Source organism: Streptococcus sp. oral taxon 431 (assembly GCF_001553685.1).
In the GTDB taxonomy this organism is placed as follows: Bacteria; Bacillota; Bacilli; order Lactobacillales; family Streptococcaceae; genus Streptococcus.
The window spans coordinates 785,007-798,873 of record NZ_CP014264.1 but is presented as its reverse complement, the minus strand read 5'-3'; the positions used below and the strand labels follow the sequence as shown (position 1 = coordinate 798,873).

Below are 13,867 nucleotides of genomic sequence, written 5' to 3'. Positions count from 1 at the left end.
AAGAGCATTCTTTACTATTATAGTAAGAAAGCGCACACATAAAGGAGAAATTTATGACAAATCCAACCTTTGGAGAAAAAAAAGAGGGTGTAACCTACAAAACTAGATATGGTGTTTATGCAGTCATCCCTGACTCAGCACATGAAAAGATTATCCTCGTTCAAGCTCCAAATGGTGCATGGTTCTTGCCTGGTGGCGAGATTGAAGCAGGCGAAGATCATTTTGAAGCTTTAAAACGAGAACTGATTGAAGAATTAGGTTTTACAGCTGAGATTGGTACTTATTATGGACAAGCAGATGAGTATTTCTATTCCAGCCACCGCGATACCTACTACTACAATCCAGCCTATCTCTACGAAGCTACTTCTTATCAAGAAATCCAAAAACCTTTGGAGGACTTCAATCACCTAGCTTGGTTCCCAATTGATGAAGCTATTACAAATTTAAAACGTGGCAGTCATAAATGGGCAATTGAAGCTTGGAAAAAACAACATCCAAGTTTAAATTAACTTTTCCAATTTTTCCAAAAAGTGCTATAATAGACATAGAAACACAGGAGGAAAGCCTATGAAGCTCATCAACACTACTAATTCTCACTCAAACCTTGTTAAAAGCCAACTGGAGAGTACCGACGCTACACTCGTAGAAGTCTACTCTGCAGGCAACACTGATGTTATCTTTACTCAGGCACCGCTTCATTATGAAATCCTCATTTCCAATAAACATCGTGCTATCCGCGAACAAGAAATGGAAAAAATCCAAGAATTTTTCTTGAATCGCAAGATTGACAAGCAAAATATCGATGAAGCTAATATCAAGACCCTCTACTCTGAAAAATTGATTGAAATCTCAATCCCTACAAAATAAAACTTGGCAATATTTGGACTACACTCTAAAAATTCTAACTTTTTAGAGTGTTCTTTGTTTGTCTAATCCGATATTCTAGAATCAGATTCAGTGTTACAGAAAGAGTTTTCTAACAATCCTTCAACTTACTAAATTGGGTACTATTTTTGTAAAAACTCGGTACTTAATCATCAAAATAATTAATTCTACTATTATAATTTACTAACATTCAAAAAGGAGCTCATCAATGGGGAAAATAGTATACAGAAAGGCAAGGCTAGACGAATACCAAAAAATTGGAAAAATAGTAGCCGACAGCTTCTTTGACTATCCATTTTTAACTCTAATCATAGATGATCTCAAGAAACCTGAAAACTATCCTGCTTTTTTAGAACTATTGGAAAGTCTCCTGACTCGCCTCTATACCAAAGAAGAGACCTGTTTAGTAGCTGAACAAGACGGAGAAATCCTGGCTGTCGCCTTATTACAACAAAATAATTTTTCTATCTTATCTTACTTGCTAAATGGTGTCATAAAACTGTTTCGTTACATCAGTCCACGAAATTTTTTGAAGTATCTTGATTTAGTAGACCGTTCCGAAGAGCATTTGAAAAAATCAAATAGCTTTGACTGGTATTTGATGCTCCTTGCAGTCAATTCATCCCTTAAAGGACAAGGAGTAGGCAGTGCTTTTCTTAGAGAGGCAGTTGAGCCTTATGTCAAATCCAAGGGTTGCAAGCGCTTAGGGCTCATTACCAGTACAGAAAAAAATGTTCCATTCTATAAAAAGAATGATTATGTATTGCTAGATTTTATGGAGTTAGAGTACGGGACTAAGTCTATTGGAAACTGGGCTTTTTTAAAGACTATCAATAAATAAAGTAAAAAAGGAGTTGAAATCTACTCCTTTTTACTTTATTTAACTGCTTCTTTCGGCTCTATAATATTTGTAGTGGGTAAATCCCCTATAGATATTATGGAGCCTATTTTGTGTAGAAAAAAAGTCCCATAAGATCTATAATGAAAAGCGACTAAACAACTCATTAGAAAGAATCATATGGAACAATTACATTTTATCACAAAACTGCTTGATATCAAAGACACAAATATCAAGATTCTAGATATCATCAATATGGATACACACAAGGAAATTGTCGCTAAACTGGACTATGACGCCCCGTCTTGCCCTGAGTGCGGATGTCAAATGAAGAAATATGATTTTCAAAAACCGTCGAAAATTCCTTACCTCGAAACGACTGGTATGCCTACTAGAATCCTCCTTAGAAAACGCCGTTTCAAGTGCTATCATTGCTCGAAAATGATAGTCGCTGAAACCTCTATCGTTAAGAAGAATCATCAAATTCCTCGTATTATCAACCAAAAGATTGCTCAAAAGTTGATTGAAAAGACTTCTATGACTGATATTGCACATCAGCTATCCATTTCAACTTCAACTGTCATTCGTAAACTCAATAACTTTCACTTTAAGCATGATTTTTCTCGTCTTCCAGAGATTATGTCTTGGGACGAGTATTCTTTTACCAAGGGAAAGATGAGTTTTATCGCACAAGATTTTGATCAGCTCAATATCATTACTGTTCTTGAGGGAAGAACACAAGCTATCATCCGCAATCACTTTCTTCGCTACGATAGAGCGATCCGATGTCGAGTGAAAATCATTACTATGGATATGTTTAGTCCGTACTATAACTTGGCTAAACAGCTTTTTCCATGTGCTAAAATCGTTCTAGATCGTTTTCACATTGTTCAACATCTTAGCCGAGCTATAAGTCGGGTTCGTGTCCAAATCATGAATCAATTTGAGCGAAAATCTCATGAATACAAGGCTATCAAGCGCTATTGGAAACTCATCCAACAAGATAGCCGTAAACTGAGTGATAAACGTTTTTATCGCCCTACTTTTCGCATGCACTTAACTAATAAAGAGATTCTAGACAAGCTTTTGAGCTATTCCGAAGAGTTGAAACACCACTATAATCTCTATCAGCTCTTGCTTTTTCACTTTCAGAATAAAGAGCTCGAGAAATTTTTCGGACTTATTGAAGACAATCTAAAAAAGGTTCATCCTCTTTTTCAGACTGTCTTTAAGACATTTCTCAAGGACAAAGAGAAAATTGTCAACGCCCTTCAATTGCCCTATTCCAACGCTAAATTGGAAGCGACTAATAATCTCATTAAACTCATCAAACGAAATGCTTTTGGTTTTAGGAACTTTAACAACTTTAAGAAACGAATTTTCATCGCTCTGAATATAAAAATGGAGAGGACAACGATTGTCCTCTCCAGATGTTAGCTTTTATTCAACCCACTACAGTTGACAAAGAGCCCTTCTTTCAAGGCATCAACCTTATCCAAGCGTTCCCATGGAAGGTCAATATCTGTACGTCCCATGTGTCCATAAGCCGCTGTTTGACGGTAGATTGGACGTTTGAGATCAAGCATTTGGATGATTCCTGCTGGACGAAGGTCAAAGATTTGACGCGCTGCTTTTTCAAGCTTGCTTTCAGCTACTGTTCCAGTACCGAAGGTATCGATACGAACAGATACAGGTTGAGCTACACCAATGGCATAAGCCAATTGCACTTCTGCTTTCTTAGCAAGACCTGCTGCAACGATGTTTTTGGCAATGTAGCGAGCTGCATAAGAAGCCGAACGGTCCACCTTCGTTGCATCCTTACCAGAGAAGGCACCACCACCGTGGCGTGAGTATCCGCCATAAGTATCCACGATGATCTTACGACCAGTCAAACCTGAGTCTCCTTGAGGTCCTCCGATAACGAAACGACCTGTTGGATTGATGAAGAATTTAGTCTCATCGTCAAGATAAGAAGCTGGAATGACTTCTTTGATAACCTTGTTAATCACATCTTCATGGATTTGTTCATTGCTCACTTCTGGATCGTGTTGAGTTGAAATAACGACTGTATCCACGCGCACTGGCTGGTCATTTTCATCATATTCAACTGTAACTTGAGATTTAGCATCTGGACGAAGGTAGCTAATTTCACCAGACTTACGAAGCTCTGCTAAACGACGAACCAACTTGTGACTGAGTGAGATTGGAAGCGGCATAAGTTCTTCAGTTTCATTAACCGCAAAACCAAACATGAGACCTTGGTCTCCAGCTCCAATCAAATCAAGTGGATCTTGATCAGCATTTCCACGAACTTCCAAGGCTTCATTAACACCTTGAGCAATATCAGGAGATTGTTCTACCAATGATGGGTGAACTCCTACGGTCTCAGCAGAAAATCCATACTCTGTATTAGTATAGCCAATCTCTGCAATAGTATCACGTACCACACGGTTAATATCTACATAGGCATTGGTCGAAATTTCACCAAAAACATGAACTGAACCAGTATAAACAGCTGTTTCAGCAGCAACGTGGGCTTCTGGATCTTGCTCTAAAATAGCATCCAAGATAGCATCTGAGATTTGGTCTGCAATCTTATCTGGATGCCCCTCAGATACAGATTCAGACGTGAATAATTTACGTTCTGACATAAAAATGTCCCCCCTTAAAAAATATTCGTTATAGAGTTACAAAGTACTGGTAGAGAATCGATAAACGACGTTCACTACCACCTTATCGGGACCATATAACCTAACTATTATAACACGAATCTTTGAAAAATACTCGTATGATTACTATTTTTCTCAGAAGGAAAACATTTTCTAATCCAAACCAAATAAAAAAAACTCTTAAAGTAGATCTGATTTTACTCCAAGAGTATTGTTAAAACTAATTATTTTCTAGATAAAACTCAAAACGTTCTCCGACGTATTGGCTCTTTACATACTCGAAAGCTGTACCATCATCAAAGTAAGAAACTTGAGTAAGCCCTAAAATTGCATGCCCCTTTTCCACTTCCAGATAATGAGCAATTTTTTCCTTGGCTAAGCGAGCATATATAGTCTGGTGAGATTTACCAATCCGATAACCATGTTTCTGCAAGGTTTGAAAGAAGTGCTTGGTTACTTCTTCTTTCTTAAAATTTTTGATAAATTTCTCAGGAATCGACGCCACTTCATAGACAACAGGGACTTTGTCAGCATAGCGAACACGTTCCATCCGGATAATATTTTCAGTGGCCTTAATCCCTAATTTTTCAACTTCTTGCTCATTAGGGATCGTTCGACGATAGGAAATCAGATGACTCGATGGTGTTTTACCCTGAGCTTTTACAATCTCCGTAAAACTAGTTGTCCCACGCATTTTTTCCTGAACACGAGTACTAGAAACAAAGGTGCCACTACCTACACGACGCTCTAAAACCCCTTCTTCAACCAAAAGAGAGATTGCTTGACGTAAGGTCATGCGGCTAACGGCAAATTCTTCTGCTAAATCTCGCTCACTTGGAAGTCTTTCCCCAATTTTCCAATTTCCCTCATCAATATCTTTCTTGATTTGGTCGTGGATTTTCATATAAGCTGGTAACATGCTTGCTCACTTCTTTTCTTTATTTTTTCCATTGTACCGTAACTCATAGGGAAAAGTCAAACCTCACTTGTTTGGTTGGTAATTCTAACCCTTTTATGATAGAATATTCAAGAAGATATTTCTTTTAAGAAAGGGAAAAGATGACCAACATTTCAACTGATTTGCAAGATGTCGAAAAGATCATCGTACTGGACTATGGTAGCCAGTATAACCAACTTATCTCACGTCGTATCCGTGAGATTGGTGTCTTTTCAGAACTAAAAAGTCACAAGATTTCTGCTGACGAAGTCCGCGCTATCAATCCTATCGGGATTGTACTTTCAGGTGGTCCAAACTCTGTTTACGAAGAAGGATCATTTGATATTGATCCAGAGATTTTTGAACTTGGAATTCCAATTTTAGGAATCTGCTACGGTATGCAGCTATTGACTCACAAGCTTGGTGGTAAGGTTGTTCCTGCAGGTGACGCTGGTAACCGTGAATACGGACAATCCACTCTTACTCACACTGAGTCTGCTCTTTTTGCTGGTACTCCAGATGAGCAACTTGTCTTGATGAGCCACGGGGATGCTGTTACTGAAATTCCAGCTGACTTTATCCGTACTGGTACATCAGCTGACTGTCCATACGCATCTATTGAAAATCCAGATAAGAAAATCTACGGTATCCAATTCCACCCAGAGGTTCGTCACTCAGTTCACGGTTATGATATCCTTCGTAACTTCGCCTTGAATATCTGTGGTGCCAAAGGCGATTGGACTATGGATAACTTCATCGAGATGCAAATCAAACAAATCCGTGAAAAAGTTGGAGACAAACGTGTTCTCCTCGGACTTTCTGGTGGTGTTGACTCTTCTGTTGTTGGGGTTCTTCTCCAAAAAGCAATTGGAGATCAATTGATCTGTATCTTTGTAGACCACGGTCTTCTTCGTAAAGGAGAAGCTGACCAAGTTATGGATATGCTTGGTGGTAAGTTTGGTTTGAACATTGTCAAAGCAGACGCTGCTAAACGTTTCTTGGATAAACTTGCTGGTGTATCTGATCCTGAACAAAAACGTAAGATTATCGGTAACGAGTTTGTATATGTCTTTGATGATGAAGCAAGCAAACTAAAAGATGTGAAATTCCTTGCGCAAGGTACTCTTTATACAGACGTTATCGAGTCAGGTACGGATACTGCTCAAACTATTAAATCTCACCACAACGTTGGTGGACTTCCAGAAGACATGCAGTTTGAACTCATCGAACCACTCAACACTCTTTACAAGGATGAAGTTCGTGCTCTTGGTACTGAACTTGGTATGCCAGACCACATCGTATGGCGCCAACCATTCCCAGGACCAGGTCTTGCTATCCGTGTCATGGGTGAAATCACTGAAGAAAAACTTGAAACAGTCCGCGAATCAGACGCTATCCTTCGTGAAGAAATCGCTAAAGCTGGTCTTGACCGCGACATTTGGCAATACTTCACTGTTAACACTGGCGTTCGTTCAGTAGGTGTTATGGGTGACGGTCGTACTTATGACTATACCATCGCTATCCGTGCTATCACTTCTATCGACGGAATGACAGCTGACTTCGCTAAGATTCCATGGGAAGTTCTTCAAAAAATCTCAGTTCGTATCGTAAACGAAGTTGACCACGTTAACCGTATCGTCTACGATATTACAAGTAAACCACCTGCAACTGTTGAGTGGGAATAAAGTTTCCTATAAAATAATAAATAATACTGCTGGAGCATGGACTACAGTGGTATTATTTTTTATAATTTCAATAATAGGAAAATTTCTCGACTCTCAACTCCTCTTTTTAAATCCTTGAAACCATGCTATAATATAGTAAGTATAGCTCCAATAACCTAATGATAAAGATTTCTTACATCATCCGTAAGTGTTATTCTACTCTGATTCATATTATAATGAAAGTAACAAAAGATGGAGGTGTTTCACATGGAAACAATTTTACGAGTAGAATCATTAAAAAAGCATTATGGAAAAGAGCCGAATATCACCAAAGCCTTGAACGGTATATCTTTTCAAGTTGTCAAAGGTGAGTTCTTAGGGATTATGGGGAGCAGTGGTTCTGGGAAAACAACCCTTCTTAACTGTCTCGCTACTATCATCAAACCAACTGACGGCTCCATTCAAATGCAAGAAAAAGATTTAGGTCAGTTAAAAGGTAGTCAGTTAGCTGATTATCGTGGCAAGGAAATTGGTTACCTCTTTCAAAATTTTGAGCTTTTGGACAATCTGACAGCCAAAGAAAATATTTTACTCCCCTTGTCTTTGCACAAGGTCGATGCCAACGAAAGCAAGGTTCGGTTAGAATTGCTTTCCCAATATCTAGATATTTCTGAACTTCTGGATAAGTTCCCATCTCAATTATCAGGTGGTCAACGGCAAAGGGTAGCTGCTGCGCGTGCCTTGATTTTAGACCCTAAGATTGTATTTGCAGATGAGCCCACAGGAGCTTTGGATTCAAAAAATGCGACCATTTTGATGCAAAAATTATCCGAAATGAATCAAGTGGAAGAAACCACCATTCTCATGGTGACCCACGATTCAGTCGCTGCCAGCTTTTGCAACCGCATCTTGTTTATCCAAGACGGAAAACTATTCCATGAAATTCGACGCGATTATCCAAGAGAAAGTCAAGAAGATTTTTACCACAGAATACTAAAGGTCATGTCTGCACTGGCTGGAGGTGATGGCAATGTTTTCTAAATTAGTCTCAAGAAATAGCAAGAGGGATCGAAAGAATAATGGCTTGTATTTCAGTTCCATGGTTCTTTCTATTATCTCCTTTTACATCATCCTTTCTTTGTCCCATCAAGATGTGATGATTTTTCTCAAACAAATAGAGAGTGACGCTATAAATAAACTCTTTAGCATGATTCCCATTCTTTATGTAGCAACTCTCTTTATTCTCTTTTTTCTAGTCTACTTCGCAAGCAGTATGCAGATGGAAAGGAGAAAACATGAATTTGGTGTCTATCTAACGCTAGGGATGCGAAGAAGCAAACTGTTCTTGCTGCTCCTACTCGAGGATTTGAGAAACAGTATCCTTGCTCTTGGAATAGGCCTTCCAATTTCAATCTTGATTTCAGAACTGATTAGCCTAATAACCGCTAAAATTGTTGGGCTAGGGATTATTGAACATCAATTTTCTCTATCTACTACAGCTCTATTCTATACAATCATCGGTTTCCTAGCTGTAAAATTTGCTGTCTTTATTCTTTTAAGTGCAAAAACAGCCAATAAGGAAATCGGAGATCTGCTATCCTATTCTCCTTCTGGCATGAAGAAACTACTCCCCAAGGGTGTGTACCTTCTTGCTTCTGTCCTCGGAATTTTGCTTCTAGGAACAGCCTATTACTTGGGGATGAGTGGACGAGCTTGGGAAAATGTCATAACAATGGGCATCACTGTTCTCTTGGGGACTCTAGGAACTATACTACTCTTCTTTGGTATGCGTTTGTTTATAGACTTTTTGGTCAAGCTTGGAAGCAATCGAAAACTCCACACCTATAATTTTAGACAGATTCAGGAATTAGTTATCCAGCGCTCAACTATACTGGCTATCTGCTCCCTCTTAATCTTCTCTGCCTTGTCCCTCTTTGGAGCAGGTGTTGCCATTGCAAGTGGCAATTCAGGCAATCAAACCCACGTTTTGGATTATACATTTAGTGATAGCAAGCAGGAAACAGATGAAAATCTTGATATGAATACAGTTAAAAAAGAGCTTGAAGCTGCTGGACTGGCATCACAGTTTTCAAAGATTCTACAAATCAAAGTGGGCAAACCGAAAGAACACGAGTCCGTGTCCTTTGAACAGTTCATCAAGGTATTGAAAGAGCAAAAAGAAAGTAAAAACAAGGAAGTCTTAGTCCATAATTTCCAGAAGTATATAAGTTGCCACCTTTTGCCACTCTCTGAATACAATGAGCTTAGAAAGGCTGCCAGCCTCCCTCCTCTAGAATTAACAAACAAGGAAGCCTACTTGTATATGGGAAAAGATTTTCTCCCGGATGAGAATCTAGTTAACTCTGTTCTGAAGACAAATCCTCAAATCAAAGTCATGGGAAATGATGTAAAATTGATTGGAGAGGTTCAGTCTTTACCGATTGTAACGGATCGTGAAATAACCATTTCTGTAGCCCTCATAGTCCCAGATGAGACCTTTATGAGCTATACAGATGGTCTGTATTCAAATTATGTTAGTGGTATCTTGGCTCCTGAGCTGGTCAAGGAAAAAGGCCTGATGAAAGCTATCTCAGATACCAATAAAAAGCTGAATCAAAGCCCTCTTGGCTATGAAAGTTATATACAAAATATGGGAAGACAATTATTTTACATTATCTCTGCCAGCTATATCACCATCTATCTGGCTATCATCTTCCTTGTTGTCGCAAATACAATTATCGGCGTTCAGTTTTTGATGGGACAAAGACAATCCTACAGACGATACCAGACCTTAATCCATCTTGGAGCAAACTACGAAACTCTTTGTAAATCTTCAGAAAAGCAAATCAATTGGTATTTTGGTCTGCCAATAGCTCTTGCACTTATCAGTAGTAGCTTCGGAGTGAGCTCCCTCCTCACAGGAATAGTACCAGCCAGTGCAAGAATGGCTATGGGGCAGAAATTTATCACAGCCATGCTGATAATACTACTGTTAGCTGGATTTGAAGTCATCTATATAAAAATTGTAAAGAAAAATAGCAACAAGTACTTGTTGTCATTAATGGAACCCAAAAGAGATGAATAAGGTAGAATAAAATAGGAAAAGGAGGAGCCGATATGAAGCATATTCTGGTAATTGAAGATGAAGCCTTGATTCGAGATGAAATTGTCATTTTGTTAGAGAAGGCGGGTTATCAAGTTGATAAGTTGACGGACTTCAAAGATACAAGCCAGCAAGTATTGCAATACGATACGGATTTAATCATACTGGATTTGAATTTACCAGGAGAAACAGGTTTTCAAATTTGTAAAAATCTCAAGTCCAAACGCTCTGTGCCCATATTGGTTCTCACCTCCCGTGAACAACTAAAAGATGAGATTTACGCCCTAAAATTAGGGGCTGACGAGTACTTAACAAAACCTTTCAAGAAAGAAAGATTCTTGGCTCGTATAGAAAACATCTTGAAACGCTATGAAGGTAGACAAAATTTGCTTGAAAAAGATAATTTCCTGCTGGATAGAAATACCTATACTCTTTATATCAACGGACATTCGATTTTACTCCCTCAAAATCAAGGGAAATTGTTAGAAACCTTATTAGTGGCAACTGATTCTGTCGTCACAAAAGAAGAACTAAGCATGAAACTGTGGAATACAACTGAGTTCATCGATGAAAATGCCCTACAAGTAAACATTGCAAGGCTGAAAAAGGTGATGAAACAGGCTGGCATTGCCCTTAAAGTCAAGTCCGTCAGAGGTATTGGCTACAAGCTAGAAGAGGTAAGTCCAGATGAAACATAATCTAAAATATCTAGCTAGTTATCTGCCTTGGTTACTTGTTCTCTTAACCTTTGATCTATTTACAGCTGTCCTGCTTTGGCTTTCAGATGTGAGAATGTTTCAAGCTCTCATCCTTCTCTATATTTTAGCCACCGTCCTGCTTTTTTTCATCCTATCATTCTTACTTATAAGAACAGAAAGAAAAAAAGCCGCTGCCTATAAATCCTTCATAGCCAATCCTAAGATCGATACTGAGCTTGAATTATTGAATTTATCAAGTGCCTCAGAGAAAGAAAGCATTGAAAAAATAGCAGATACACTTTATCAAAAGCAGGCTCAAATAGGAAAACTCAACTCATTACTAGCCGAGTACGAGGACTATGTTGAAAAATGGGCGCATGAGATTAAACTTCCTTTATCGCTTCTTTCCCTCCTTTTAGACAATCAAAGTGACCAACTACCTGAGGATACTGCTTTTAAATTGGACTATGTGAAAAATCAAATCCAAGGAAATGTATCACAGATCCTATTCTACTACAGAGTGAAAAGTGAGAAAAATGATTTTCTATTTGAAGACCTTGACCTAGAAGAGTGTATCCAAGATCTTTTAGAGAACTTTGATCCCTTGCTCAAAGAAAAGAATTTTACGATTAAGTTAGAGAACATACAAGGAATCTGCTACACCGATCAACGCAGTTTTGTATTTATCCTGTCTCAAATACTAGCCAACGCCCTTAAATATAGCTCTGACAAACCAGAACTCAAGATTTCTATGTCAAGTGACAAGGGGCGCAAAACACTGATTATTAGGGATAATGGGTGTGGAGTTAAAGCTTGCGACCTCCCTCATATCTTTGAAAAAGGATTTACAGGTGATTCAGGAGAGACAAGGAAAAAATCAACAGGCATGGGTCTCTATCTTGTCAAACAATTAGCAGATGCTTTAAAAATCGACATCGTAGTAAAATCCGAATGGATGCATGGATTTGAAATCTCTCTTTCTATTTCGTAATTTTTCGATTAAGAAAATTGCCTAGTCATAGAAAGCACATATTTTATACCAAAAAGGAAAGCTGTACTTACCCCCAAAAGTTGGACAAATAATTATTGAAAGGATTTAGTTCTGTATTGCCACAGGGCTAAGTCCTTTTAGTTTGACTTTAATTCGTTTGTTGTTTTAGTTCTGGAGAATAATAACGATTCATCCCTTTCTTTACGATATCTATGCCATAACGGTCAATTAATTTCATCATGTACTTTAGACCAGAAACATCCACACTAAATCTTTTCGAAAGCTGTTTGAAACTTTGTCCTTGCTTTCTTAGTTCATAAATCTGAACTTTATCTTCATAATTCAATTTCATAATAAAACACCCCAAAAGTTAGATTTTTTCTGTCTAACTTTTGGGGTGCAGTTCAAATTTCTGATGGGATTTTAATAATTCATGATAATTCTTACCAGAAAAACTTTCGATAAATTCTAGCAATCGTTAAAAAGATAGCATAAAGTATGCCTAAGATAGTTAAAACTATTTTTCCAGTAGTCACTTCTGAACCAATAATCAATATATGAAAGAGAGGAGCGAGACCGGTACACACATATATCAAATAAACAATAACATTTATTTCACCAATCCCAGTGTTGAACTATAAAAAAACAGTAAAACCGACTTGGTTCTACTGTCTTATTCTTAAAATGTCTGGCGTTTGGCTTTTCGCTCTGCGCGTCCGCGGGCACGACCTTCTGCTCGCTTGGCTTTACGACGTTTTTCATCGACAGCCCACTGGATTTTTTTCTTATATCCTGGTTTGACTTTTTTCTTTTTCTTTTTAACCAAGCCAATCATTTCGATGTCCAATTTTTCTTGTTTCTTCTCACGATTGGCACGACGATCACGGTCATAAGTATCTTGGAATTCTCCGTCTTTAACCATCTTAGGCACAAACTTGATCCCTAGTTTCTCTAACTCACGAATATCTGAGTCGTCACTAGGCTGGTAAAGGGTAATAGCTGTACCTGGTAGACCATTACGTCCAGTTCGTCCAACACGGTGGACAAAGAAGGACAAGTCTTGTGGAATAGCATCATTGATAACATGGCTGACACCTTCAATATCAATCCCACGCGCAGCCAAGTCAGTCGCAACAATATACTCAAAATCAAGGTTCTTGACCTGATTCATGATACGTTTACGTTCACGAGGTGCAATATCTCCATGAATCTTAGCAACCTTCAAGCCTTGAGCTGTTAGGTAGGTATGCAATTCATCTGCACGTGTCTTAGTATTGACAAAAATCATGGCTAGATATGGTTGCATGACTTGAGTCAATTCATAAATCTGGGCATTCTTATCACGACCTTTAGTCGAAATCAACCAGTTATCAATGGTATCTGAGATAACTGTTTTGGTCTTGATTTTTTCCATAACTGGATTAGACAAGTATTTTTTCAAGAATGGTTGCAGTTTTTGCGGAATAGTCGCTGAGAAGACCATAAACTGCAAGTCTTTCGGAAGACTTCCTGCAATCTTATCAACCGTCTCCAAGAATCCCATATCCAAGGTCATGTCGGCTTCATCGACTACAAAGGTCTTAGCCTTGTGGATGGCAAGATCACCAGATTTTACCAAATCATAGATACGACCTGGTGTTCCGATAACAATGTGGGGCTGGTTGCTTGCCAGTTTTTCAATTTGGCGGGCCTTATCTGTACCACCAACATAGTTAACAACACGAATTTCTACTTCAGAATGTCCTGCAATTTGACGAGCAGCTTGGTAAATCTGAGTCGCCAATTCACGACTTGGAGCTGTGATAACTGCCTGCACACTATCGCTCTCTTCATCCAACTGTTGGAAAATTGGAAGCAAGAAGGTATGAGTTTTCCCTGAACCTGTTTTGGATTCACCGACCAAGTCACGACCTGCTAGGACAATAGGAATTAACTTTTCCTGAACCTCGGTAGGAGTGGTAAATTTCAACTCCTCCAAAGCTTCATCTATATATTTTTTAAACTTAAATTTCGTAAATGACATAATATCCTCGATTCTATCTATCTACTCATTATACCACATTTTGATGCATTACAGTTAAA

At 38.5% G+C, this 13,867-nt stretch carries 13 protein-coding genes and 1 pseudogene; 9 read left to right on the top strand and 5 right to left on the bottom strand.

Annotated elements, in window-relative coordinates; all coding sequences use genetic code 11:
* The first annotated feature begins 53 nt into the window (after positions 1–53).
* From AXE83_RS03805 to AXE83_RS03790, 4 genes are all read left to right on the top strand, one after another.
* Positions 54–509 (top strand): NUDIX hydrolase, encoded by a 456-nt coding sequence (locus tag AXE83_RS03805; protein WP_060955509.1) that lies wholly within the window; start codon positions 54–56, stop codon positions 507–509.
* 58 nt (positions 510–567) lie between these two features.
* Complete coding sequence (locus AXE83_RS03800; protein ID WP_060955508.1) at positions 568–867, top strand: DUF1827 family protein; 300 nt, start codon at positions 568–570, stop codon at positions 865–867.
* A 226-nt stretch (positions 868–1,093) separates the two neighbouring features.
* Positions 1,094–1,726: a GNAT family N-acetyltransferase gene (locus AXE83_RS03795; protein ID WP_060955507.1), complete on the top strand. Its 633-nt coding sequence runs from the start codon at positions 1,094–1,096 to the stop codon at positions 1,724–1,726.
* Between the two features lie 177 nt (positions 1,727–1,903).
* Positions 1,904–3,160, top strand: coding sequence for an ISL3 family transposase (locus AXE83_RS03790; protein WP_060955506.1), 1,257 nt, complete (start codon positions 1,904–1,906; stop codon positions 3,158–3,160).
* Here the strand turns inward: AXE83_RS03790 and metK are convergent.
* Both metK and AXE83_RS03780 read right to left on the bottom strand, forming a co-directional pair.
* On the bottom strand, positions 3,157–4,374 hold the full coding sequence (gene metK, locus AXE83_RS03785; RefSeq protein ID WP_060955505.1) for a methionine adenosyltransferase: 1,218 nt from the start codon (positions 4,372–4,374) through the stop codon (positions 3,157–3,159). The genes AXE83_RS03790 and metK overlap by 4 nt on opposite strands.
* 238 nt (positions 4,375–4,612) lie before the next feature.
* On the bottom strand, positions 4,613–5,311 hold the full coding sequence (locus tag AXE83_RS03780; RefSeq protein WP_060955504.1) for a GntR family transcriptional regulator: 699 nt from the start codon (positions 5,309–5,311) through the stop codon (positions 4,613–4,615).
* Positions 5,312–5,451: 140 nt separating this feature from the next.
* On the opposite strand from AXE83_RS03780, the gene guaA reads away from it, so the two are divergent.
* The 5 genes from guaA (at position 5,452) to AXE83_RS03755 (ending at position 11,785) form a co-directional block, all read left to right on the top strand.
* Positions 5,452–7,014: a glutamine-hydrolyzing GMP synthase gene (gene guaA / locus AXE83_RS03775; RefSeq protein WP_060955503.1), complete on the top strand. Its 1,563-nt coding sequence runs from the start codon at positions 5,452–5,454 to the stop codon at positions 7,012–7,014.
* Positions 7,015–7,260: 246 nt separating this feature from the next.
* Complete coding sequence (locus AXE83_RS03770; RefSeq protein WP_004251193.1) at positions 7,261–8,034, top strand: ABC transporter ATP-binding protein; 774 nt, start codon at positions 7,261–7,263, stop codon at positions 8,032–8,034.
* Entirely contained in the window at positions 8,024–10,078 is a 2,055-nt protein-coding gene (locus tag AXE83_RS03765) for an FtsX-like permease family protein (protein WP_060955502.1), read from the top strand. Before AXE83_RS03770 ends, AXE83_RS03765 begins: the two co-directional genes overlap by 11 nt.
* Before the next feature lie 32 nt (positions 10,079–10,110).
* The gene (locus AXE83_RS03760; protein WP_049530945.1) at positions 10,111–10,794 is read left to right on the top strand and encodes a response regulator transcription factor; all 684 of its coding nucleotides are present in this window, start codon (positions 10,111–10,113) and stop codon (positions 10,792–10,794) included.
* Positions 10,784–11,785: a sensor histidine kinase gene (locus AXE83_RS03755; protein WP_060955501.1), complete on the top strand. Its 1,002-nt coding sequence runs from the start codon at positions 10,784–10,786 to the stop codon at positions 11,783–11,785. Before AXE83_RS03760 ends, AXE83_RS03755 begins: the two co-directional genes overlap by 11 nt.
* Before the next feature lie 157 nt (positions 11,786–11,942).
* Here the strand turns inward: AXE83_RS03755 and AXE83_RS03750 are convergent.
* The 3 genes and pseudogenes from AXE83_RS03750 to AXE83_RS03745 form a co-directional block, all read right to left on the bottom strand.
* Positions 11,943–12,137 (bottom strand): annotated as a pseudogene (locus tag AXE83_RS03750) (IS3 family transposase); the annotation flags it as partial.
* A gap of 91 nt (positions 12,138–12,228) precedes the next feature.
* Positions 12,229–12,408: a hypothetical protein gene (locus AXE83_RS11405; RefSeq protein ID WP_083500981.1), complete on the bottom strand. Its 180-nt coding sequence runs from the start codon at positions 12,406–12,408 to the stop codon at positions 12,229–12,231.
* A 56-nt stretch (positions 12,409–12,464) separates the two neighbouring features.
* The gene (locus AXE83_RS03745) at positions 12,465–13,808 is read right to left on the bottom strand and encodes a DEAD/DEAH box helicase (RefSeq protein WP_060955499.1); all 1,344 of its coding nucleotides are present in this window, start codon (positions 13,806–13,808) and stop codon (positions 12,465–12,467) included.
* Positions 13,809–13,867 lie beyond the last annotated feature (59 nt).

Bases quoted from the DNA above. Each gene is read 5' to 3' on its own strand.
- AXE83_RS03805 (WP_060955509.1), top strand. From the start codon at position 54: ATGACAAATCCAACCTTTGGAGAAAAAAAAGAGGGTGTAACCTACAAA.
- AXE83_RS03800 (WP_060955508.1), top strand. From the start codon at position 568: ATGAAGCTCATCAACACTACTAATTCTCACTCAAACCTTGTTAAAAGC.
- AXE83_RS03795 (WP_060955507.1), top strand. From the start codon at position 1,094: ATGGGGAAAATAGTATACAGAAAGGCAAGGCTAGACGAATACCAAAAA.
- AXE83_RS03790 (WP_060955506.1), top strand. From the start codon at position 1,904: ATGGAACAATTACATTTTATCACAAAACTGCTTGATATCAAAGACACA.
- metK (WP_060955505.1), bottom strand. From the start codon at position 4,374: ATGTCAGAACGTAAATTATTCACGTCTGAATCTGTATCTGAGGGGCAT.
- AXE83_RS03780 (WP_060955504.1), bottom strand. From the start codon at position 5,311: ATGTTACCAGCTTATATGAAAATCCACGACCAAATCAAGAAAGATATT.
- guaA (WP_060955503.1), top strand. From the start codon at position 5,452: ATGACCAACATTTCAACTGATTTGCAAGATGTCGAAAAGATCATCGTA.
- AXE83_RS03770 (WP_004251193.1), top strand. From the start codon at position 7,261: ATGGAAACAATTTTACGAGTAGAATCATTAAAAAAGCATTATGGAAAA.
- AXE83_RS03765 (WP_060955502.1), top strand. From the start codon at position 8,024: ATGTTTTCTAAATTAGTCTCAAGAAATAGCAAGAGGGATCGAAAGAAT.
- AXE83_RS03760 (WP_049530945.1), top strand. From the start codon at position 10,111: ATGAAGCATATTCTGGTAATTGAAGATGAAGCCTTGATTCGAGATGAA.
- AXE83_RS03755 (WP_060955501.1), top strand. From the start codon at position 10,784: ATGAAACATAATCTAAAATATCTAGCTAGTTATCTGCCTTGGTTACTT.
- AXE83_RS03745 (WP_060955499.1), bottom strand. From the start codon at position 13,808: ATGTCATTTACGAAATTTAAGTTTAAAAAATATATAGATGAAGCTTTG.